The sequence below is a fragment of the Phyllobacterium sp. LjRoot231 genome, from assembly GCF_964253365.1.
GTDB lineage: Bacteria > Pseudomonadota > Alphaproteobacteria > Rhizobiales > Rhizobiaceae > Phyllobacterium.
The window spans coordinates 3,451,559-3,473,412 of sequence record NZ_CAXUQT020000001.1 but is presented as its reverse complement, the minus strand read 5'-3'; the positions used below and the strand labels follow the sequence as shown (position 1 = coordinate 3,473,412).

The 21,854-nt window shown below is 56.0% G+C and carries 18 protein-coding genes; 11 read left to right on the top strand and 7 right to left on the bottom strand.

The annotated features are described in order from the left end of the window. Positions 1–15: 15 nt before the first annotated feature. From nuoN to dnaE, 9 genes are all read left to right on the top strand, one after another. Positions 16–1,452, top strand: a complete 1,437-nt coding sequence (gene nuoN, locus ACSQ3H_RS17135) for an NADH-quinone oxidoreductase subunit NuoN (RefSeq protein ID WP_436118136.1) — start codon at positions 16–18, stop codon at positions 1,450–1,452. Positions 1,453–1,466: 14 nt separating this feature from the next. Then, positions 1,467–2,306, top strand: a complete 840-nt coding sequence (locus ACSQ3H_RS17130) for a biotin--[acetyl-CoA-carboxylase] ligase (RefSeq protein ID WP_436118135.1) — start codon at positions 1,467–1,469, stop codon at positions 2,304–2,306. 20 nt (positions 2,307–2,326) lie between these two features. Further along, positions 2,327–4,000, top strand: a complete 1,674-nt coding sequence (locus ACSQ3H_RS17125; RefSeq protein ID WP_436118134.1) for a ribonuclease J — start codon at positions 2,327–2,329, stop codon at positions 3,998–4,000. A gap of 9 nt (positions 4,001–4,009) precedes the next feature. Continuing rightward, complete coding sequence (gene mce, locus ACSQ3H_RS17120; protein WP_436118133.1) at positions 4,010–4,414, top strand: methylmalonyl-CoA epimerase; 405 nt, start codon at positions 4,010–4,012, stop codon at positions 4,412–4,414. Beyond that, positions 4,415–4,684, top strand: coding sequence for a DUF1467 family protein (locus ACSQ3H_RS17115; protein ID WP_436118132.1), 270 nt, complete (start codon positions 4,415–4,417; stop codon positions 4,682–4,684). It abuts the gene before it with no gap. Positions 4,685–5,272: 588 nt separating this feature from the next. Beyond that, a complete protein-coding gene (gene proS / locus ACSQ3H_RS17110; protein ID WP_436118131.1) occupies positions 5,273–6,613 on the top strand; it encodes a proline--tRNA ligase in 1,341 nt (446 codons plus the stop codon). Beyond that, positions 6,610–7,896 (top strand): lipoprotein-releasing ABC transporter permease subunit, encoded by a 1,287-nt coding sequence (locus tag ACSQ3H_RS17105; protein WP_436118130.1) that lies wholly within the window; start codon positions 6,610–6,612, stop codon positions 7,894–7,896. The genes proS and ACSQ3H_RS17105 overlap by 4 nt, the downstream gene beginning before the upstream one ends. Position 7,897: 1 nt before the next feature. Further along, complete coding sequence (locus tag ACSQ3H_RS17100) at positions 7,898–8,581, top strand: ABC transporter ATP-binding protein (RefSeq protein WP_436118129.1); 684 nt, start codon at positions 7,898–7,900, stop codon at positions 8,579–8,581. Between the two features lie 388 nt (positions 8,582–8,969). Then, positions 8,970–12,470 (top strand): DNA polymerase III subunit alpha, encoded by a 3,501-nt coding sequence (gene dnaE / locus ACSQ3H_RS17095; protein ID WP_436118128.1) that lies wholly within the window; start codon positions 8,970–8,972, stop codon positions 12,468–12,470. A gap of 106 nt (positions 12,471–12,576) precedes the next feature. On the opposite strand, the gene ACSQ3H_RS17090 is transcribed toward dnaE, so the two are convergent. Both ACSQ3H_RS17090 and ACSQ3H_RS17085 read right to left on the bottom strand, forming a co-directional pair. Further along, positions 12,577–13,908 carry a DNA polymerase IV gene (locus ACSQ3H_RS17090; RefSeq protein ID WP_436118127.1) on the bottom strand — a complete coding sequence of 444 codons (1,332 nt, stop codon included), beginning with the start codon at positions 13,906–13,908 and terminating at the stop codon, positions 12,577–12,579. A gap of 83 nt (positions 13,909–13,991) precedes the next feature. Continuing rightward, positions 13,992–14,279 carry a DUF3572 domain-containing protein gene (locus ACSQ3H_RS17085; RefSeq protein WP_436118126.1) on the bottom strand — a complete coding sequence of 96 codons (288 nt, stop codon included), beginning with the start codon at positions 14,277–14,279 and terminating at the stop codon, positions 13,992–13,994. A 326-nt stretch (positions 14,280–14,605) separates the two neighbouring features. On the opposite strand from ACSQ3H_RS17085, the gene ACSQ3H_RS17080 reads away from it, so the two are divergent. Continuing rightward, positions 14,606–14,962, top strand: coding sequence for a response regulator (locus ACSQ3H_RS17080; RefSeq protein ID WP_436119481.1), 357 nt, complete (start codon positions 14,606–14,608; stop codon positions 14,960–14,962). 27 nt (positions 14,963–14,989) lie between these two features. Continuing rightward, positions 14,990–16,369 carry a PleD family two-component system response regulator gene (locus tag ACSQ3H_RS17075; protein ID WP_436118125.1) on the top strand — a complete coding sequence of 460 codons (1,380 nt, stop codon included), beginning with the start codon at positions 14,990–14,992 and terminating at the stop codon, positions 16,367–16,369. 95 nt (positions 16,370–16,464) lie between these two features. On the opposite strand, the gene rpmG is transcribed toward ACSQ3H_RS17075, so the two are convergent. The 5 genes from rpmG to rnr all read right to left on the bottom strand — a co-directional run bounded on the left by rpmG (position 16,465) and on the right by rnr (position 21,844). Further along, positions 16,465–16,632, bottom strand: coding sequence for a 50S ribosomal protein L33 (gene rpmG / locus ACSQ3H_RS17070; RefSeq protein ID WP_008122896.1), 168 nt, complete (start codon positions 16,630–16,632; stop codon positions 16,465–16,467). Positions 16,633–17,178: 546 nt separating this feature from the next. Further along, positions 17,179–18,354: an MFS transporter gene (locus ACSQ3H_RS17065; protein WP_436118124.1), complete on the bottom strand. Its 1,176-nt coding sequence runs from the start codon at positions 18,352–18,354 to the stop codon at positions 17,179–17,181. Between the two features lie 3 nt (positions 18,355–18,357). Then, the gene (locus tag ACSQ3H_RS17060; RefSeq protein ID WP_436118123.1) at positions 18,358–19,095 is read right to left on the bottom strand and encodes an NUDIX hydrolase; all 738 of its coding nucleotides are present in this window, start codon (positions 19,093–19,095) and stop codon (positions 18,358–18,360) included. Beyond that, a complete protein-coding gene (locus ACSQ3H_RS17055) occupies positions 19,092–19,523 on the bottom strand; it encodes a DUF983 domain-containing protein (protein WP_436118122.1) in 432 nt (143 codons plus the stop codon). The genes ACSQ3H_RS17060 and ACSQ3H_RS17055 overlap by 4 nt, the downstream gene beginning before the upstream one ends. Next, on the bottom strand, positions 19,520–21,844 hold the full coding sequence (gene rnr, locus ACSQ3H_RS17050) for a ribonuclease R (protein ID WP_436118121.1): 2,325 nt from the start codon (positions 21,842–21,844) through the stop codon (positions 19,520–19,522). Before rnr ends, ACSQ3H_RS17055 begins: the two co-directional genes overlap by 4 nt. Positions 21,845–21,854 lie beyond the last annotated feature (10 nt).

Below are 21,854 nucleotides of genomic sequence, written 5' to 3'. Positions count from 1 at the left end.
AAGAGGCCAAGGCCGATGCAGACCGACATGATTGCCAACTTGACGCTTATGGCTCCTGAACTGCTTATCACAGTGGGTGCACTGGCCTTACTGATGGTGGGAGCGTTCTCCGGTGAGAGGGCATACGCGCTGGTCAACAGCCTTTCAGTGGCCGTTTTGCTGGTTGCACTGGCGTTGGTTGTTCTGTTCCCGCAGGACGGTCACGTCTTCGGACGGGCTTTCGTCAGTGACCCGTTCTCACGCTTCATGAAGGTCCTGACTTTGGTTGGATCGGTCGTGACGCTTGTTATGTCGGTTGGTTTCGCCAAATCGGAAAAATTCGACAAGTTCGAGTTCCCGATCCTGGTTCTGCTGTCGACCCTCGGTATGCTGCTGATGATTTCAGCCAACGACACACTGTCGCTCTACCTCGGCCTAGAACTGCAGTCGCTTGCACTCTATGTCGTCGCGGCGATCAATCGTGACAGCGTCCGATCGACGGAAGCTGGCCTGAAATATTTCGTACTCGGCGCCTTGTCGTCCGGCATGCTGCTCTACGGCATTTCATTGGTCTACGGCTTCACAGGCCACACCGGCTTCGAGGCGATTGCACAGGCTCTGGGAGGCGGCCAGCGGCAACTGGGGGTCGTATTCGGCCTCGTCTTCATTTTAGCCGGCCTTGCGTTCAAGATCTCCGCCGTTCCGTTCCACATGTGGACGCCAGACGTTTATGAAGGTGCACCGACACCAGTCACGGCCTTCTTCGCCAGCGCGCCCAAAATGGCTGCCATGGCTTTGCTCACCCGCGTGGCGGTCGAAACGTTCCAGCCTATCACGCATGACTGGCAACAGGTCATCGTGTTTATTGCGATTGCATCGATGGTCCTTGGCGCTTTTGCAGCAATTGGTCAGCGCAACATCAAGCGGCTGATGGCTTATTCTTCGATCAGCCACATGGGCTACGCACTCGTCGGGCTCTCTGCGGGTACACTGGTCGGTGTGCGCGGCGTTGCGATCTATATGCTGATTTACCTCGTTACCACACTTGGAATATTTGCATTCATTCTCGCGATGCGCCGCAAGGATGGCAATGTCGAGCAGATCGGCGATCTCGCCGGCTTGTCGCGGACCAATCCGATCATGGCGACCATCCTGACGATCCTGATGTTCTCGTTGGCCGGTATTCCGCCGCTCGCTGGATTCTGGGGCAAGTGGTATACTTTCCTCGCAGCGATGCAGGCCAATCTTTATGCGCTGGCTATCATCGGTATCGTGGCGTCGGTCGTAGGTGCATTTTATTATCTGCGCATCATCAAGATCATGTGGTTCGACGAACCAGTAGGCGCCTTCGTTCCCATGGCGGGTGAGTTGCGGCTTGTCCTTGGTGTATCCGGCCTGCTGGTGCTGTTCTACGTTCTCGTCGGGGGACCGGTCAGCACATTTGCGGAAGCTGCCGCCAAGACCTTCTTCTGAGGTCGGGAGCCTCGATGGGATTTTTACTTTCGCCTCTGGCACAGCAAAACGGTTTTCGGCTGGAGGCATTCGAGACGATCGGCTCGACCAACGCTGTCGCTCTGGAGCGTGCGCATGCGGGTGATCCTGGAAAGCTGTGGATCGTCTCCAAGAAGCAGGAGAGTGGTCGTGGACGACGCGGTCGTGCCTGGGCGACCTCGCACGGTAATCTTGCCGCATCGCTTTTGCTGACGGGCAACTTCGAGCTGAAGACCGCGGCAACTTTGGGTTTCGTTGCCGGGCTCTCACTCGCCGACGCTTTGGATGCTGTTTGTCCCGCGGCGGCATTCAAAGTCGGCATCGATGGAGCGGGAAATACCGGGAGCGGCAAATCAGCTTTGCGAGTTGAACTGAAATGGCCGAATGATCTTTTGGCAGACGGTGCAAAGCTTGCGGGCATTCTCTTGGAATCGACACAACTGCCGGACAATCGCCTGGCGATCGTTGTTGGTATTGGTGTCAATGTAGTCGTCTATCCCGACGATGTCCCTTATCCAGCCACATCGCTGATGAAGCTCGGCGCAAATTGCGACGCAGAAACACTTTTTCTGGCGCTGTCAGATGCATGGGAAGAAAACAGCAGGATCTGGAGCGAAGGCCGGGGGCTAGCCGAGATTCGCAAGCGCTGGCTTGCACGGGCGGCGGGTATTGGCAGTGAAGTTGCCGTCCGAGTCGACGGAACGGTCCTGCGTGGTATATTCGAGACTATTGATGAAGATTGCCGCTTCGTCATTCGCGACAATGAAGGTGAACGAGTAAAGATTGCTGCCGGTGACGTTCATTTTGGTGCAGTGGCGTCGGCAAGCGCTGAGTAGATTTTAGTTTAGGAGTATAAATGGCCAATTCCGATCAAGTGGAACTTGTTTTCCTGCCCTTAGGTGGTGTCGGCGAGATCGGTATGAACCTGGCTATGTATGGCTACGGTCCAGCGCACAAGCGTGAATGGGTTGTAGTCGATATGGGCGTGAGCTTTGCCGGCCCCGACCTTCCAGGTGCTGATCTGGTATTGCCCGATATTCGCTTCCTGCAAGCCGAACGTCACAATCTCAAGGGCATCGTCATCACACATGCACATGAAGATCACTACGGCGCACTGCTTGACCTGTGGCCGCTGCTGAATGTTCCGGTTTATGCGACGCCCTTCGCGGCAGGCTTGCTTGCGGCCAAGCGCCAGTCGGAACCTGGCGCGCCAAACATTCCCGTAACCATTTACCGTGCCGGTGAAACTTTCAACGTCGGTCCATTCGAATTTGAAGCGCTCGCCGTCACCCATTCGATTCCAGAACCGGTTTCACTGGCAATCAAGACCCCGCTGGGTACGGTCATTCACACCGGCGACTGGAAGATGGATCCGGAACCATCACTCGGACCGCTCATCAACGGAGCCCGATTTCGCGCGCTTGGCGACGAGGGGGTGCTCGCAATGATGTGCGATTCGACCAACGCTTTGCGCGATGGCGAGTCCCCGTCTGAGCGAGAAGTAGGCGAAAGCCTGCGCGAGATCATAGAAAATGCCCGGGGCCGAGTGGCGATCACCACCTTCTCGTCCAATGTAGGACGCATTCGCTCGATAGCCTTGGCAGCACGCGATGCCGGCAGACAGACGTTGGTTCTTGGCCGATCGATGAAGCGGATGATCGATGTGGCGAGCGAGCTCGGCTATCTCGATGGCGTTCCGGAGTTCCTGTCCGAAGACGACTACGGCTATATCCCGCGCGAGAACATGGTCATCGTCCTTACTGGCAGCCAAGGCGAACCACGCGCGGCGCTCGCCAAGTTGGCGCGGGATGAAATGCGCAACGTCGCATTATCGGCGGGTGACACTGTGATCTATTCGTCACGCCCCATTCCAGGCAATGAAAAGTCTATCATCGACACCAAGAACCTTCTGATCGAGCAGGGTATTCACATCATTTCCGATGGCGATCAATTGGTGCATGTCTCTGGCCATCCGCGCCGTAATGAATTGAAACGCATGTATGAATGGGTTCGTCCGCGCATTCTCGTCCCCGTGCACGGCGAGGCCGCGCACCTTGTCGGGCAGGGATCGCTGGCGGCGATGGCCGGGATTCCGGAAGTGCCGCAGGTGCGCAATGGTGACGTCCTGCGCCTTGCACCGGGAAGGGCAGAGATTATCGACCAGGCGCCGTTTGGCCGGTTGTACAAGGACGGCAAGCTGATCGGTGACGAGGAAGAGGTTGGCATCGCCGATCGTCGCAAACTTTCCTACGTGGGCCATGTTGCTGTTTCGATGCTGCTTGATGAGAAATACAACATCATCGAAGACCCGGAGATCGTTCCGATCGGGCTTCCGGAAAACGATGATGAGGGCGAACTTCTTGAAGATTTGCTCTACGATGCGGCTGTGAGCGCTGTTCAAAGCATCCCACGTGAAAAGCGCAGGGACATTGCGATGGTGCGCGAAGCGGTGCGCCGGGCGGTACGCGCCGCGGCCAATGAAGTTTGGGGCAAGAAGCCGATAGTCACGGTTTTCGTTACCCGCCCCTAAGGAGACTCCATGCTGGGCCGCCTCAATCATGTCGCGATCGCCGTGCCGGATCTGGAGGCAGCGTCCGTGATTTATCGCGACACGCTCGGCGCAAGACTGACGCAGCCGCAAGCTTTGCCGGAACATGGCGTCACCGTCGTCTTCATCGACGTTGGCAATACCAAGATCGAATTGCTAGAACCCTTGGGTGCGGACTCGCCCATTGCCGCGTTTTTGGCAAAGAACCCGTCAGGCGGTATGCACCATGTCTGCTACGAAGTGCCCAATATCCTGGCGGCGCGCGATCGTCTAAAAGAGCAGGGTGCGCGCATTCTTGGTGATGGCGAGCCAAAGATCGGCGCACACGGCAAACCGGTTCTCTTCCTTCACCCGAAGGATTTCAACGGGACGCTGATTGAACTGGAGCAAGAGTGAATGCCCATCGCTACTGCAATGGCGGTTTATTTTATCTTTTGGTGGCTGACGCTTTTCACCGTGCTACCGATCGGTCTTCGCACCCAAGCGGATGAAGATGATGTTACGCTTGGCACAACTCCCAGTGCGCCGCACAAACATCGCATGGGTCGCATTTTCCTGCTGACGACTATTATCGCAACAATTGTGTTTGCGATTTTCTACGTCGTGAACGAGGTGCTCGGTTACGGAGTAAATGATCTGCCGGTCTTTTTCCCGCAACTGGACTAAAATTTCGCGCTAGTCGGCTAAATCGGCCGGAGACGAAAGAAATCAGATTAGCTTGCTAATGAGTTTGTGTGCAGCGTTGGTTGGCAGATTCACACGCAATTTCTTGGCTCATATTTTAGTGACGACGAAGCGTTTGAAACCGACACGCCGTCAGTCATCGAGAATTAACTTTATAAAACCCCAGTAACACATTGATTCTAGGAAATTGAGCAAAAAAAATGCAAGGCTTTCACCTTGCATTTGAAGATCGCGTCTGACCAAATCCACTTGCGTGGCGGCTGCGGAAAACCGCGCCTAGGTCACATCCTCCCAAGACTTTGACCGCGTAGGAAAGCAGAAATATTCTTACTTTCTCCTTATGATTAAAAAAATAGCGGACTGCCTGCGAAATGTCACGAAAAATATTCGTTCTCGTCATTTTTTGCTTACAAATCCAGCAAGCTGGTGAATCTCCCATAAATCTCGGTCTGTTTCATTTGGCGTTACGGGTTCCCAATCCACCGGGAAGCCGGTAAAGAAACATCACTTTGCACTTGGTTTTGCCTGATTCTTCAAGCACTCAGGCGATGTTCAATTTGGTGATTCTCAATGCGGCTTTCCCGTTACTTTTTGCCCATCCTCAAAGAAAACCCCAAGGAGGCGGAAATCGTCTCCCATCGGCTGATGTTGCGTGCCGGTCTGATCCGCCAGGAGTCGGCTGGTATCTATGCTTGGCTGCCAGCGGGACTGCGCATTCTCAACAAGGTGAGCGCGATTATCCGCGAGGAACAGAATCGTTCCGGCGCGATCGAGTTGCTCATGCCGACCATCCAGTCCGCTGACCTTTGGCGGGAGAGCGGCCGCTATGACGCCTATGGCGACGAAATGCTGCGCATCAAGGATCGCGGTGAGCGCGAAATGCTCTATGGCCCAACGAATGAGGAAATGATCACCGAGATTTTCCGGGCCTATGTCAAATCCTACAAGGACCTGCCGCTCAATCTCTATCACATCCAGTGGAAATTCCGCGACGAGCGGCGTCCACGCTTCGGCGTAATGCGCTCGCGAGAATTCCTGATGAAGGATGCCTATTCCTTCGATCTCGATTTCGAAGGCGCCAAAGCGGCTTACAATCGTATGTTCGTTGCTTATTTGCGCACGTTCTCGCGCTTGGGGATCAAAGTGATTCCGATGCGTGCCGATACTGGCCCTATTGGCGGGGAACTCAGCCATGAATTCATCATTCTGGCCGAGACTGGCGAAAGCCAGGTTTTCTGCGATCGTGTCTATCTCGATCTGCCAGTACCCGGACCTGACACCGACTTTGATGATGATGCGCAGATCGCGGACATCGTGACGCGCTGGACCACGCCCTATGCGGCGACCGACGAAATGCACGACGAAACGGCGTGGAGCAAGGTTGGTGCATCGGATCAACTTGCTGCCCGCGGCATCGAGGTTGGCCATATTTTCCATTTCGGAACCAAATACTCCGAGCCGATGGGTGCCAAAGTGACCGGTCCCGATGGCAAGGACCACCTGGTTTCGATGGGTTCCTACGGCATCGGACCATCGCGCGTCATCGCGGCGATTATTGAAGCCTCGCATGATGAGAACGGGATTATCTGGCCGAAAGCCGTCGCGCCCTTTGGGGCTGGCATTGTCAACATGAAGCCGGGCGATACAGGCTGCGACGCGGTTTCCGCCAAGCTGTACGAGGCGTTGACCAATGCTGGTATCGAACCGCTGCTGGATGATACAGATGATCGTCCCGGCGCAAAGTTTGCTACAATGGACCTGATTGGCCTGCCAACGCAGGTGATTGTCGGTCCGCGCGGCGTTGCCAGCGGCGAGGTCGAAATCAAGGACCGCGCCACCGGCGAGCGTGAGACCTTGAGTATCGAAGCCGCGATTAACAAGCTCGCGGGCGTCGAGGCAGGGATTTTATGAGCGATAACGCCGTCACCGCGCCGAACGGTTCCAAACCATTCTCAGCCTATGAACGGATGATCGCCTGGCGTTATCTGCGCGCCCGGCGCAAGGAAACGTTCATTTCTGTGATTGCGGGCTTCTCTTTCACCGGAATCATGCTCGGCGTCGCGACGCTAATCATTGTCATGGCAGTGATGAATGGCTTTAGGGCTGAACTCTTGACCCGAATTCTCGGTATCAATGGCCATGTCATCATGCAGCCGATGGATCGGCCTTTCGACGATTACGACGCGGTGATCAAGCGTGTCGACGCCGTTCCAGGCGTCTCTTTCGCAATTCCTGTGGTCGAAGGTCAGGTCTTGGCTAAAGGCAATGTAGGAGCAGGGGCGGGCGCTCTGGTGCGTGGTTTGCGCGAGGAAGACATCGCGAAGCTTCAGCTGGTTTCGAAAAACGTCCGGCAAGGTACGTTCCAGGGATTTAACACAGCTGGAGGCATCGCCATCGGGACGCGTATGGCCGAGAATATGGGGCTGGGGCTTGGAGACAAGCTGACTTTAATATCTCCAGATGGCGACGTGACGCCGCTTGGTATGGCTCCGCGCGTCAAATCCTATCCAGTAACGGCGATATTCGAGATTGGCATGTCCGAATATGATGCATCAATTGTGCTGATGCCTCTCGAAGAATCACAGCTGTATTTCAATCAGGAAAATAAGGTGCAATCGATCGAGATATTTGCCGACAATCCTGACAATGTAGATGCGTTGAAAAAGCCTATTGAGGATGCAGCACAGCGCTCGATCCTTTTGACCGACTGGCGTCAGCGCAACCAGACTTTTTTCTCGGCGCTGCAAGTCGAGCGCAATGTCATGTTCATGATCCTGACGCTGATCGTGCTCGTCGCCGCGCTCAACATCATTTCCGGCCTGATAATGCTGGTAAAAGACAAGGGGCATGACATCGCCATCCTTCGAACCATGGGTGCGACGCGAAACTCGATCCTCCGCATCTTCCTTATGACCGGTGCTGCAATCGGCGTCACTGGAACTATTGCGGGGGTGGTGCTGGGTGTCGTTGTTTGTCTTAACGTCGAGCGAATCAGGGAATTCTTCTCCTGGGTCTCAGGAACGACCTTGTTCAATCCTGAACTCTATTTCTTGAGCACCTTACCCGCCAAGATGGATTTCAACGAGACCTTCTCGGTCATCCTTATGGCACTCGTCTTGTCGTTTCTGGCAACGCTTTTTCCGGCATGGCGTGCGGCCAAGCTCGATCCCGTTGAAGCCCTGAGGTACGAATAATATGGCAACCGGGGCTATTTTACAGCTGCTGAATGTCGGCCGCCGTTACGATGAGATCGGCCGCGAATTGGTCATTCTCAATGACGCCAGCTTTTCGCTTGGAAAAGGCGAGATGGTGGCGCTTGTCGCGCCGTCAGGCGCTGGCAAGTCGACATTGCTGCATACGGCTGGATTGCTGGAGCGGCCAGACAGTGGCGACGTCATTCTCGATGGCAGGTCCTGTGGGTCGCTTTCCGATGAAGAGCGCACCGCGATTCGTCGCAACGATATCGGCTTCGTCTACCAGTTTCATCATCTGTTGCCCGAGTTCTCGGCACTCGAGAACGTGATGATGCCGCAAATGATCCGCGGCATGAAACCGGCTGTGGCGTCCGAGCGCGCCCAGCAGCTACTCGATTACATGAAGGTTGGCGCACGTGCCTCGCACCGGCCAAGCGAACTTTCCGGCGGTGAGCAGCAGCGCGTGGCGATTGCCCGTGCCGTGGCGAACGCTCCACTGGTGCTCCTGGCTGATGAGCCGACAGGCAATCTCGATCCGGTAACATCTTCCTATGTGTTCGAAGCACTGGAAGCCTTGGTGAGACAGTCGGGTCTGTCAGCGATGATTGCCACGCATAATTTTGAACTTGCACGCCGCATGGACAGGCGTGTCACTCTCAAAGACGGCAAGATCACAAACCTCTGATCGCGCGACCCATTTTACCTTCCGTTAACATTTCGAAAACCATAGGGCCAATGGGTGCCTTGGTGCGCTTGACTTAGGAACAAAAATAGAACAAAAGATATACATAGAGACAACGAAGAAGGGTTTTACCGATGAGCGAACTTTTCCAGGACGTTATGTCATTCGTTACAGTCAGCCTGTTCATTGCCACATTTGCAATGTGGGTCAGTGCAATCTGAAGAAAATTGGGATCATGAAAACTGAACGTTTTGAGTTCTTGTGATCCCAATTCTTGTCCACTGTTGAAAGTGTTTGAACCCTCAATACAGGTGGACACCTCATCGTGCATGTCCGACTATGAGCGCGCGGTGAATCAGTTTCTCCGTTCAGATTCTCGGAGACAAAAGAATTGGCAGATGGGCAGGTCAATAGCGGTCTAGGCGTTGCGAGCAAACAGGCGCTGCGCTTCGTTCATCTCAGAGTTCATTCCGCCTATTCCCTGCTTGAAGGCGCCTTGCAGGTTCCGAAAGTCATTGATCAGGCTGTGGCGAGCAAGGCTCCGGCGATTGCGATAACAGACACCAATAATCTTTTCGGCGCGCTTGAATTTGCCCAGAAGGGATCAAAGGCGGGACTGCAGCCGATCATTGGTTGTCAGCTTGACATCGCCTTTCATGATCAGGCGGAAGAAAGCCGCAGCGCCAACCGCCGCGAGGCGCTGGGGCTTGCGCCGCTCGTACTGCTTGCTGCGACGGAGGAAGGCTATGCCAATCTCGTGCGCCTTGTCAGCCGCGCCTATCTGGAAACGCCAGCGGGTGATCCGGTTCATATCACATCGGCATGGCTGACCGGCCGTTCAGAAGGCATCATTGCTTTGTCTGGCGGTCCGGAAGGGACCATCGCCAAAGCGATTAAGGACGATCGTATCGACCGTGCTCGACAGCGGCTCAACTATTTGAAATCGCTGTTCGGTGACCGGCTCTATGTCGAACTCCAGCGCCATCGTGGTTACGATCGCGGGCTGGAAGCAGCGCAGGTTGAACTCGCCTACGAGTTGGAACTGCCACTCGTCGCGACGAACGATGTATTTTTTTCCAAAAGTGCTGATTATGAAGCTCACGACGCGCTCCTGGCGATTGCCGCAGGTTCACTCCTTTCAATCGACGATCGCCGCCGCCTGACGCCGGACCATTGTCTCAAGAGTGAAGATGAGATGGTGGAGTTGTTCGCTGATCTGCCCGAGGCGGTGGAGAACACTGTCGAGATCGCGTTGCGCTGTTCCTATTATCCGAAGAATCGCGCGCCAATCCTGCCGCGGTTTACCGGCGAGAGCGAAGATCCGGAAGCGGCGTTGCAGGCGGAAGCCGATGAGTTGGCGCGCCAGGCGAGGGAAGGCCTTGCGCAGCGTATCGAGACGCTTGGTTTGGCCGGTGGCCATACAGTTGAGCAATATTCGGAGCGCCTGGAGTATGAGATTTCCATCATAACCCGGATGAAATATCCGGGTTACTTCCTCATCGTTGCCGACTTTATCAAATGGGCGAAAGCCCATGATATTCCAGTCGGACCCGGCCGCGGTTCCGGCGCGGGTTCGCTCGTTGCGTATGCGCTGACGATCACTGATGTTGATCCCTTGCGTTTCTCCTTGCTGTTCGAGCGCTTCCTTAATCCGGATCGCGTTTCGATGCCGGACTTTGATATCGACTTCTGTCAGGACCGGCGCGATGAAGTTATCCGCTATGTTCAGGGTAAGTATGGCCGTGATCAGGTGGCGCAGATCATTACATTCGGTACGTTGCAAGCTCGCGCTGTGCTGCGTGACGTCGGACGTGTATTGGAAATGCCCTATGGTCAGGTCGATCGCCTGACCAAGATGGTGCCCGCAAACCCCGCCAATCCGGTGACACTGTCCAAAGCCATCGAAGACGAGCCGCGCCTGCGCGAAGAGCGTGACAAGGAGCCTGTCGTCGAGCGGCTGCTGGATATTTCGTTGAAGCTCGAGGGGCTTTATCGCCACGCTTCGACACATGCGGCGGGTATCGTTATAGGCGATAGGCCGTTATCGGAACTGGTGCCGATGTACCGCGACCCGCGCTCCGACATGCCGGTCACGCAGTTCAACATGAAGATGGTGGAAGAAGCGGGGCTGGTCAAATTCGACTTTCTCGGCCTGAAGACGCTGACCGTGCTCCAAACCGCTGTCAATCTCGTCAAACGGCGTGGCATCACGGTCGATCTTTCCAATCTGCCATTCGACGACAAGCCCACCTACGAAATGCTGTCGCGCGGCGAAACTGTCGGCGTGTTCCAGGTGGAAAGCACGGGCATGCGCAAGGCGTTGATCGGCATGCGCCCTGACCGGATCGAGGATATCATTGCCCTCGTCGCGCTCTATCGGCCAGGTCCGATGGAGAACATTCCGACATACAATGCGCGCAAGAATGGCGACGAGGAGATGGCATCGATCCATCCGAAAATCGACCATCTCGTCAAGGAAACCCAAGGCGTCATCATCTATCAGGAACAGGTGATGCAGATCGCGCAGGAAATGTCCGGCTATACGCTCGGCGAAGCTGACCTTTTGCGCCGTGCCATGGGTAAGAAGATCCGTGCCGAGATGGACATGCAACGGGTCCGCTTTGTCGACGGTGCGGTCGAGCGTGGTGTGACCAAGCCGCAGGCAAACTTCATTTTCGATCTTCTCGCCAAGTTCGCTGATTACGGCTTCAACAAATCCCACGCCGCAGCTTACGCGATAGTGTCGTTCCAGACCGCCTATATGAAGGCGCACTATCCGGTGGAATTCCTCGCCGCATCAATGACATACGACATGTCCAACACGGATAAGCTGAACGATTTCCGCCGGGAAGCGGTACGGCTTGGCATCGAAGTCGTAACGCCATCGGTCAATACGTCCTACCGCCTGTTCGAGGTTGGGGAGAACCGCATCTTCTATTCGCTGGCCGCCATCAAGGGCGTTGGCGAGGCTGCAGTCGACCATATTGTCGAAAAGCGCGGTGCGACGCCCTATGCCAGCCTTGAAGATTTCTGCGAGCGGATCGACCCGCGTGTGGTCAATCGGCGCGTCTTCGAAAGCCTTATAAATGCTGGCGCTTTCGATTGTTTCGGACGCGAGCGGCCAGCGCTGATTGCCGGACTCGATCGTATCATCGGCCACGCACAGCGGACGCAAGAAGACAGCGTCAGCGGACAAGCGGATATATTCGGCGGAATGGCCGGAGGTGGGGTGCAGACGATTCAACTTCCTGCGGCAGCGCCATGGCTTTCGGCGGAAAAGTTGCGGCGAGAATTCGAAGCGGCCGGATTTTATCTCTCGGCGCATCCGCTCGACGAATACCGAAGCGTGCTGGAAAAGATGCGGGTCCAAACCTGGTCGGAGTTTTCGGCTGCGGTCAAGCGAGGCGCCAATGCAGGGCGTCTTGCCGGGACAATTACGGCCAAGCAGGAGCGCAAGACCAAGACCGGCAACAAGATGGGAATCATCCAATTCTCTGATTCTTCAGGACAATTTGAGGCGGTGCTCTTCTCTGAAGCACTGGCGCAGTATCGCGATCTGCTGGAGCCGGGCCGCTCCGTGGTGGTCACTGTCGGCGCCGAGGATCGTCCGGAAGGCATCAGCCTGCGCATCCAGACGGCGCAATCGCTTGAGGACGAGGCGACGCGCATGCAGAAGGCATTGCGCCTTTATATGCGCTCCAGCGAGCCGTTGAGCGCCATTACACCCTATCTGGCACCGCAAAACGATGGCCAGGTGGTGAGTCTGATCCTGATCAAGGAGAATGGTGCTTCGGAAGTCGAAATCGAGTTGCCGAACCGCTATCGCGTCGGACCCCAGGTCGCCAGTGCGATGAAAGCCATACCCGGGATTGTGGAAGTCGAGATGGGCTGAGAGGCCGAGACCTCAACCAGTTACAACTGAATTGCAATTCCGGGTGGAAATTTTCGTTCCAGATTCGACTATTCTTGTTCCAAATCCGGAGAGTCTTGTCCCATATTCACCGGTTTTCGTTTGAATCCGTATCATCCGGCAGAGCTTCGCTTCGAGACTTGACCCTGCCGAAGGTATATCCGGTCTCGACAGCATTGTTGCCGAATTTCCCGCGGAGCTTGTCTATCGCCGTTTCGGCAACCGCACGTTTAGTCGCCTGAATATCAACAAGGTCGAGCGGGTCAGCGCGGCCATCGTCGGTCAGGTCGCTGACGCCGATCCCGAGCAGACGAAACCGCGTGCCGTCGATTTCTTTTTCGAGTAGCGAAAATCCCGTACGGAAAATCCGGTCGGCCAGTTGCGTCGGATCGGCCAATTGCCGGTTTCTGGTTCTGAGTTTGAAATCCCGTGACTTCAATTTGAGAACGACGGTCCTTCCGGCGATGTCCGCCGCCTTGAGGCGCCTGGAGACCTTTTCCGACAAGGATCGCAATATCGGCGCGAGCTCATCAAGCGCCGCAATATCTTCGTTGAAGGTGGTTTCGGCTGAAACGCTTTTGCTCTCTCCCTCGGGCTCGACGCGGCGCGTGTCAAGGCCGCGCGATAAACGGTAGAGCCGCTGCCCCATCGTTCCATAGGCGGCCATCAAGGGGGCAAGTTCCATGGTCTGAAGCTGACCGATGGTGCGAATGCCATCCCGCTCCAGCGTCGCATTGAACGCCTTGCCGACGCCCCAGATCATGGTGACCGGTTTGTCGTGCAGAAAGGTGAGGGCTTCTTCCTGCCCGATGATGGAAAAGCCGCGCGGCTTGTCGAAATCGGAGGCGATCTTCGCCAGGAATTTGCAGTAGGAAATCCCGACCGAAACAGAAAGCCCCATTTCTGTTTCGACTCGATTGGAAAACTGCGCCATCACGCGCGCAGGTGGATCGTGATGCAGCCGCTCTGTTCCGGAGAGGTCGAGAAAGGCCTCGTCGATGGACAAGGGCTCGACCAACGGGGTCAAATCGCGCATCATCTGGCGGATTTCGCGGCCAACCTTGGCGTATTTTTCCATGTTGGGACTGATAACGACAGCGTGCGGGCAAGCCTCCAGAGCCTTGAACATCGGCATCGCCGACTTCACACCATGTATGCGCGCCACGTAGCAAGCCGTTGAAACGACGCCGCGTTTGCCGCCACCAATGATAACGGGTTTATTGCGCAATTCGGGATTGTCGCGTTTCTCGACCGAGGCATAGAAGGCGTCGCAATCGACATGGGCGATGCTAAGGCGATAGAGCTCAGGGTGGCGAAGCATACGCGGACTGCCACAAATATGGCAGCGTTTACCTTCAGATGTCTGGGCCGCGAGACAGTCACGGCAAAAACCAAATCTCGGATCGTTGAGGTGTGCCATGATGCCCGGAACAGAAAAGGAACAAGCGAACCTTAGCGAAGGGACGTAGACCCTGCAATAACCGTTGTTGGTCTATGAACCGCTCAATAGCCTTCTTGCCGCCCGCCGGGAAGCAGGCGAAGCGCTTCCTGAAATGATGCCGGATCAGTTTCCGTAGCCTCACAATAGCGCATCAAAGTCGGCTCATGCGCCAGATAGAATTGTAGAACACCGGCCAGAAAGCCCGGCTCACTTGCAGCGGTGCGTATCTGGTCGGCGGTAATACCGGTCAATGCAAGAAAGCGGGAAAGCAGTTCGCTGTCTTCGGCCAGAAATATGAGAGAATTGATCGCTAAAGTCTGCGCATCGGCGAAAGTGATCTGCTTCTTCATCTTTGTAGATTATCCCGATCCGTGCTGATAGCAGCCCTTGCGCAACAATAGTTCATTTGGTGACGTTCCCCGTGTTTCTCCTGCCCAAAAAGCATTGCAGGCGGTTGAATATGATCAAAAGAAGATGTTGAATAAAGTCTTGGTTAAACATGATCAGCGGCATTTTTGGATCGAGCTGTAGAGTTTCCTTTTCATCAATCATAACGGTCTATCAAATGCATCCATGAGAGTTGGGCTGCTGCCTGGTCTTTTGTCCCACAGAATCCAACGGGCAGCATGCGTCTTTCGCCTAGATCAACAGGAAATTGCCAATGGTAAAGAAAGTGATGATCGTAGAGGACAATGAGCTTAACATGAAGCTCTTCCGCGATCTTATTGAAGCCAGCGGCTATGAAACCATCCGGACCCGTAATGGGCTGGAAGCGCTTGATCTGGCTCGCGAACATCGGCCGGATCTGATCCTAATGGATATCCAGTTGCCCGAGGTTTCGGGCCTGGAAGTAACAAAATGGCTGAAGGCGGACGACGAGCTGCATGTGATACCGATCATCGCCGTCACCGCCTTCGCAATGAAGGGCGACGAGGAACGCATCCGGCAAGGCGGTTGCGAAGCATACATTTCAAAACCCATCTCGGTGCCGAAATTTATCGAAACCATCAAATCCTACCTAGGCGACGCTTGACCGTCATTTTTACTGGAGATGTGAAATATGACGGCCCGCATACTAGTCGTTGACGATGTCCCCGCCAATGTGAAGCTGCTGGAAGCACGGCTGAGTGCGGAATACTATGAAGTCGTCACTGCATCGGACGGGTACGAAGCTCTGGAGATTTGTGAAAACAGCAATGTCGACGTGATTCTGCTCGACGTCATGATGCCGGGAATGGATGGCTTCGAGGTTTGCCGCAGATTGAAGTCACGGCCCTCTACTGCACATATTCCGGTCATTCTCGTCACGGCGCTGGATCAAGACACTGACCGCATTACCGGACTGAATTTCGGCGCCGATGATTTCCTGACCAAACCCGTAAACGACCTGCAACTTCTTGCACGCGTGAAGAGCTTGGTGCGGTTGAAGAACCTGACTGACGAGCTGCGGTTACGTGTTGCTACTACCCGTGATGTCGGGTTGGAATCCATCTTGCGATTCCCGATGGGCGGCGAGGGGATTGCAAAGAACGCCCGAATTCTGCTGATTGATGAACGACCGGAGAGCGTCCAGCGGATCCAGCGCGTACTGGTAGACGAAGGTGTCGTTGATATTCAGACGGACCCGCAAACGGGTTTTTTTGAAGCTATCCAGGGCAATCACGATTGCCTGATCATTTCGTCGAGCTTCGCCGATTTCGACCCGTTGCGCATTTGTGCGCAATTGCGGTCGCTCGACAACACGCGGTCGCTGCCTATCATTCTTGTGGCCGATCAGGGCGAAGAAACGCTGATCAGGCGTGCACTGGAGCTGGGTGTGAACGACTATCTGGTTCGCCCGCTTAACCCGAATGAATTGCTGGCAAGGTTGCATACACAGCTGCGACGCAAGGCCTATCATGATGGCTTGCGCGCCAGCGTCGTCAAGACTTACGAAATGGCTGTGACGGACAGCCTGACCGGTCTGCACAATCGTCTCTATCTCGAGACGCATCTTGCGACTTTGTTCAAGCGAGCTGTCGAACGCCGGCGGCCCTTGTCAATTCTGATGACGGACATCGACCGGTTCAAGCTCATCAATGATACACACGGCCACGATGGTGGCGACGAGGTGCTACGGGAATTCGCCCGGCGCCTGCGCCGCAATGTGCGCGGTAGTGACCTTGCCACTCGCTATGGTGGCGAGGAATTTTTCATTGTGATGCCGGACACCGATTCGGCGCTTGCTGCCGTCGTTGCCGAGCGCATCCGCCGTGAGGTGGCATCGACGCCATTCGTCGTTAATCAAACTGGTACGAGCGTGCCGGTGACGATCAGCATCGGCATCGCCAATGTGCTGCCCAAGGCAGACAGTGTGCAGAATTTGCTCAAGCGGGCCGATGACGCCCTCTACGGTGCGAAGGCGGCTGGACGTAACCGGGTCGTTTCAGCTGCGGCCTGACGAATAACAATCAACGTTTTAGCTGATTCTGCTTATTCGAATTCACAAACAAAAATGCCGCCGAAGGCGGCATTTTTGTTTCCGGAAAAGCAAGATTACTTGATCTTGGTTTCCTTGAATTCAACGTGCTTGCGTGCGACCGGGTCGTACTTGCGGAAAGACATCTTCTCCGTCTTGGTACGGCTGTTCTTGCTCGTAACGTAGAAGAAACCGGTGTCAGCGGTCGACAGAAGCTTGATCTTGATATTCGCAGCCTTAGCCATTTTCAGTTTACCTGTTCTGATTATTGAGGACCGCTATTCAAGTCCAGCAACGTGGCCATAAGCGGAAATTCGGCCGGACACTTAACCGAACAGGGCGAAAAGTCAAGCCTAGGTCCGTGATCCCATCAATATAATCGACCAAACGCGATTTGTCAGGATACCTCGCCCCAGCAAGACAACCTCGTAACGCTTTGTCGAGATTCGATTCAACCCTGCGTTCGTTGCTGATCGTCTCAAATCGCGCGATGAGTCAATCTTCGAGTTTTGAAGGCAAAAGCAGCAACACCGAGCCAGCCGGTGTATCGGGGGAGACAGGCTCCCCCGACTGCGGCAAGAGCCTTGCCTTCAACCTTGGAGTTGAAACTATGCGGTATTTGCCGTTTAGCATCGGCCTTACCATGAAAAGAACCCGGACTGGCTGGCAAGTCACTATCCGGGTTCACTTTCAAATGTAAGGAAGAGAGAGGCGGGCGAAAGCTCGCCTCTCACTCCGGGATAATATAGCACCGTCCCGAATATTTCCAAGCGCGCTGTGGTTGTACCTGCTTAGCCCCTGCGGCTGATCAGGCGTGAGCCTACCAAAAGCGCGTAAGCCGCGAAAAACACCGCGAGTGCGACTGAAAAGCCGGCAGGGCCCATCAGATCCATACCAATGCCGACGGCCTGTGGGCCTACAAGCATGCCGACTGCGTAGCAGAAGACGAAGGCGGCATTCGCGGAGGCAAGCTCGCGGCCGGTAAGTTGCGAGCCGAGATGGGCAAGGCCCACCGTGTAAAGGCCAGCAACCACGCCGCCCCAGATGAAAAGCAGCGCTGCCACGAGATACCAGTTCGAATAAATGAACGGCAGGACGCACATGCCCAGCAAGCCAATCAAGGTGCAGGCAAGCAAGATCTTGCGGCGATCATTGACATGATCGCTGAGCAATCCAATCGGAATCTGCAGGAGTACATTGCCGAGACCGATCGTCGTCAGCAGCAGAGCCGCATTGGCCTCGCTATAGCCAATGCGGGAACCAAAGACCGGAAAGAGCGCGAAGCCACCGGTTTCGACTGCACCAAAGACAAAGACCGCTGCCGTCGCCGTGGGCACAGCCCAAATGAACGGAGCGAAGGGAACATGCTCCTCTTCGTGGAAATCCGGACTTTCCTTCCAGGCGAAAAGCACCGGCAGCATGGCGAAGATGATGATGCCGAAGCCGACCGCAAACGGCATGATTCCAACGCTGCCGATGCGTGAGAACAGCCATGGTCCAAGCGCGAAGCCCATCGAAAGGACAGTGGCGTAGATACCGAGTACCAAGCCCCGCTTTTCAGGCGGAGCCGCGGCGTTGATCCAGTATTCGGACAGAATGAAAAGCATCGTCAACGCGAAATGGAGAAAGACGCGCAACACCACCCACATCCAGAAATCGGTGAAGAAGTGAAACCCGACAAAGGAAAAACCGCCGATCAGGAGCATGGCAAGCAGGGTCGGCACCACACCGAATCGAGCAGCGATGGGGGCAGCGAAAGGGGCGGCGACAATAGACGCGATCCCTGCGACCGCAGCGTTCAGGCCAATCATGGTGGCTGAATGGCCGCGACTCTCCAGAATGACGCTCAGGAGTGGAATCCCAAGCCCGATGGCGACACCAACGGAACTGATGGTGGCGATGGCGGCGACAAGCGCGCGCCAGGAAGACCGGACGGTTGTCTGGTCAATGGTCGGCGTTGCATCCATGAATCAAAAAACCTCTCGGACGAATCGTCCATACTTCATGCGGTATTGGATGACGGGGTAGCCCGGGTCAAGGGAAGGATTTGCGGCGAGAACCGCCTGGGCTTCCTTTATGATCATCCGGGTGATTTCGGGAATATCGAGTTGATTGGCCTCGTGGAAGGGCAGCCAGCACAATTCTTCGAGCTCCTGTGATGGGCCCGTCGCGTCAGGGAGGACGTCGGCGACGGCATCTCGGAATGCAAGGAAAAACCGCGTATCGAAACGGCGGGAGCGGCCGGGCGGCGTGGTGGCCCTCGCAAAATAGCGCAGCACCGAAAGGTCGGGAAGAATTTTTCGTTCGACAAAGGCGGCCCAGTCCGGATGCACTATCGAAACAGTTTCCGGATGGCGGCGCCCGAGGAAAAGCCCAGCCTCTTCGTAGGTTTCGCGGATGGCGGAGATTGCCAGTGCCCGGCAGCGCTGAACGCTGGAGCGGCTGCCCATACCGGTCAACAGTTTCGCTTGATCAACCTCGGAGAGTTCAGCAATGGCGGATATGCGGCCGTCCGCAGCCTCCGTCCGTCCACCCGGGAAGACGAATTTTCCCGGCATGAACACGTGGCGCATATGGCGCTTGCCCATGAGAATGCGCAGTTCCTTGCCGGAGCGGTCAATAAGCAAGAGTGAGGCGGCATCGCGTGGCCGGATACGGGCTAACGGATTGCGTGCTTCAGTCGATATGCTTTTGCTTTGGCCATTCACTGTTCCGGTGGCTCCTGATCGTCGGTCTCGCCACCGAAACCATGCATGTAATTTGCCCATTGCAATCCGATGATCGCGCCTTTGACCGGCTGCAGCAGCGCTATCGACAGGATAATCGTCAGCGGCGGCCATATCATCATGTGCACCCAGTTGGGCAGCAGGACCAATGTTTCCACCGCCAGGAATCCGCCAAGGACAATGTGCCCGACGATCGTGATGGTTATATAGGCCGGGAAATCGTCAGCGCGCTGATGGGTGTAGTCCTCATCGCAGACAGCGCAATTATCGACAGGTTTGACGAAAGCGCGGAACAGCTTGCCTTCGCCGCAATGCGGGCATCTGCTGAGAAAGCCGCGCCACATGGCCTGACCTACCGGGCGATGTGGTCTCGCCAGTGCCGTATCAGCGCCAAAAACCTGTTCTGTCATCCTCGACCTCTTCGTCCGCCCCGCGATACACTGGACGGACGTTTCTGGTTTCCGCGCACAAAACGCTTTGCCTTATGGTGCGAGCGAACGCCGCTCGGAACCGGGTGCGGCTCAGTAAGCATCTCGAACCGCAATGCGCCCGCTACCGGCAAGGCCTCGACCAAACGAACCTCGACGATGTCGCCGAGCCGGAAACCCTTGCCGCTCCGTTCACCGGAAAGGGCGTGGTTGGTTTCGTCGTAAAGATAGTAATCATCACCCAAAGTTGAAATGGGAATAAACCCGTCGGCACCATATGTCGCAAGCGAGACGAACAGCCCGGCCTTGGTCACGCCCTGGACGCGGCCCTCGAAGCTGGAGCCGACCTTGTCGGCGAGATAATGCGCGATCAGGCGGTCGACAGTGTCACGCTCGGCGGCCATCGCGCGGCGTTCGGATGTCGAAATCAGCGCGGCAATCTCGGGCAGCGCTGCTTCTTCTTCTCGTGTAATGCCATCTGGCCCAAGGCCCAGCGCCGAGATCAGGGCGCGATGCACAATGAGATCGGCATAACGGCGGATGGGCGAGGTGAAGTGTGCATAGCGGTGAAGATTAAGGCCAAAATGACCAATATTCGCCGGATTGTATTCCGCCTGTGACTGTGATCGCAAGACGACCTGATTGACCAGATCCTGCTGCTCACTGCCTTCGACGCGCTTCAGAATATGGTTGAACTGGTTCGGACGCAGTTCGGCGCCGCGTGCAAGCGAAATATCCATCGTCCGCAGGAACTCGCGCAGCGTCTCCTGCTTGGCCAACGAAGGTGCATCGTGGATGCGGAAGATCAGCGGCTGCTTCTTGCGCTCAAGCGTTTCCGCCGCCGCGACATTGGCCTGGATCATGAATTCTTCGATAAGCTTGTGTGCATCGAGCCGCGGCGGGATAACGACCTTGTCGACTTTACCTTCCGGCGTCAGCAAGATCTTCTTCTCCGGAAGATCGAGCTCCAGAGGTTCGCGCGCATCGCGGCCACGCTTCAACGCAGCATAGGCAGCCCACAGCGGCTTCAGGATCGTATCGAGGATCGGCGCTGTCTTCTCGTCCGGCGCACCGTCGATCGCAGCCTGCGCCTGCGGGTAGGAGAGCCGCGCATGGGAGCGCATCATGATGCGGTGGAATGTGTGCGAAATCTTGCAGCCTTCCGTGTCGAAAATCATCCGGACGGCAAGGGCAGGGCGATCCACCAGTTCCTTCAACGAGCAAAGATCGTTGGATATCCGCTCGGGCAGCATCGGCACCACGCGGTCGGGGAAATAGACCGAATTGCCGCGCTTCAACGCTTCGCGATCAAGCTGCGAGCCCGGGGTTACATAGGCTGCGACATCCGCGATGGCGACGGTGGCGATGAAACCGCCAGGATTCTTTTCGTCAGGATCAGGCTCGGCATAGACCGCATCGTCGTGATCTTTGGCATCTGCCGGATCGATGGTCACCAGCGGAACATGACGCCAGTCCTCGCGGTGTGCCATGGTCGCAGGCTTGGCTTTCTCGGCTTCTGCAATCACGCTATCGGGAAAGACATGTGGAATCTCATGCTCATGGATAGCGATCATCGACAGGGCTTTTTCACTCGCAACTGAACCGACAACCTGTGTGATCCGGCCCAATGCAAGCCCATAGCGGCTGACTTTCGAAACCTCGACTTCGACGAGATCATTGGCTTTGGCATTGTTCAGCTGGTCGGGGTCGATCGCGAGTTCGACTTGTCGCCGTTCGACAGGTTCGAGGCGCCATTCGCCATTGTCGAGTTTGCGCAACACGCCAAGCACGGCATCCTTGCGGTGCTCGATCTTCTTGATGACACGTGCCGTATAGGCGGGACCTGTCGGGTCCGCACCGTGAAAAATGCGCGCGAGAACGCGGTCGCCGACACCCGGTGTTGGACCTTTCTGGTTGCGCGAGGCACGGATGAAGACGACGGGCGGTCGTTCCTGGTGGTTGGCATCCCACTCCGCAGGCTTGGCAATCAGACCGCCATCGCCTTCGCGACCCGTGATGTCGAGCACGGCAACGCTCGGCAGGCTGCCCGGAACGGCAAGCCGCTTGGCACGCTTTTCGACAAGCCCATCGCCAGCGAGATCGCGCAGAATATCCTTCAGGGCAATGCGCGCATCGCCTTTGAGGTTGAATGCTTTGGCGATGTCGCGCTTGCCGGCAAGGTCCGGGTTCTCCTTGATAAATTGGAGAATATCGTCACGGCTCGGCATATGGGATTCGCGACCGGAAGCCGCAGAATTGGCAGACCGCTTTTTTCCGTTGGGTGGAGAGATACGGCGTGCCAATCGATGTGTC

Excerpts from the sequence above, each read along its gene's own strand:
- nuoN (WP_436118136.1), top strand. The coding sequence starts at position 16 with ATGCAGACCGACATGATTGCCAACTTGACGCTTATGGCTCCTGAACTG.
- ACSQ3H_RS17130 (WP_436118135.1), top strand. The coding sequence starts at position 1,467 with ATGGGATTTTTACTTTCGCCTCTGGCACAGCAAAACGGTTTTCGGCTG.
- ACSQ3H_RS17125 (WP_436118134.1), top strand. The coding sequence starts at position 2,327 with ATGGCCAATTCCGATCAAGTGGAACTTGTTTTCCTGCCCTTAGGTGGT.
- mce (WP_436118133.1), top strand. The coding sequence starts at position 4,010 with ATGCTGGGCCGCCTCAATCATGTCGCGATCGCCGTGCCGGATCTGGAG.
- ACSQ3H_RS17115 (WP_436118132.1), top strand. The coding sequence starts at position 4,415 with ATGCCCATCGCTACTGCAATGGCGGTTTATTTTATCTTTTGGTGGCTG.
- proS (WP_436118131.1), top strand. The coding sequence starts at position 5,273 with ATGCGGCTTTCCCGTTACTTTTTGCCCATCCTCAAAGAAAACCCCAAG.
- ACSQ3H_RS17105 (WP_436118130.1), top strand. The coding sequence starts at position 6,610 with ATGAGCGATAACGCCGTCACCGCGCCGAACGGTTCCAAACCATTCTCA.
- ACSQ3H_RS17100 (WP_436118129.1), top strand. The coding sequence starts at position 7,898 with ATGGCAACCGGGGCTATTTTACAGCTGCTGAATGTCGGCCGCCGTTAC.
- ACSQ3H_RS17090 (WP_436118127.1), bottom strand. The coding sequence starts at position 13,908 with ATGGCACACCTCAACGATCCGAGATTTGGTTTTTGCCGTGACTGTCTC.
- ACSQ3H_RS17085 (WP_436118126.1), bottom strand. The coding sequence starts at position 14,279 with ATGAAGAAGCAGATCACTTTCGCCGATGCGCAGACTTTAGCGATCAAT.
- ACSQ3H_RS17080 (WP_436119481.1), top strand. The coding sequence starts at position 14,606 with ATGATCGTAGAGGACAATGAGCTTAACATGAAGCTCTTCCGCGATCTT.
- ACSQ3H_RS17075 (WP_436118125.1), top strand. The coding sequence starts at position 14,990 with ATGACGGCCCGCATACTAGTCGTTGACGATGTCCCCGCCAATGTGAAG.
- rpmG (WP_008122896.1), bottom strand. The coding sequence starts at position 16,632 with ATGGCTAAGGCTGCGAATATCAAGATCAAGCTTCTGTCGACCGCTGAC.
- ACSQ3H_RS17065 (WP_436118124.1), bottom strand. The coding sequence starts at position 18,354 with ATGGATGCAACGCCGACCATTGACCAGACAACCGTCCGGTCTTCCTGG.
- ACSQ3H_RS17055 (WP_436118122.1), bottom strand. The coding sequence starts at position 19,523 with ATGACAGAACAGGTTTTTGGCGCTGATACGGCACTGGCGAGACCACAT.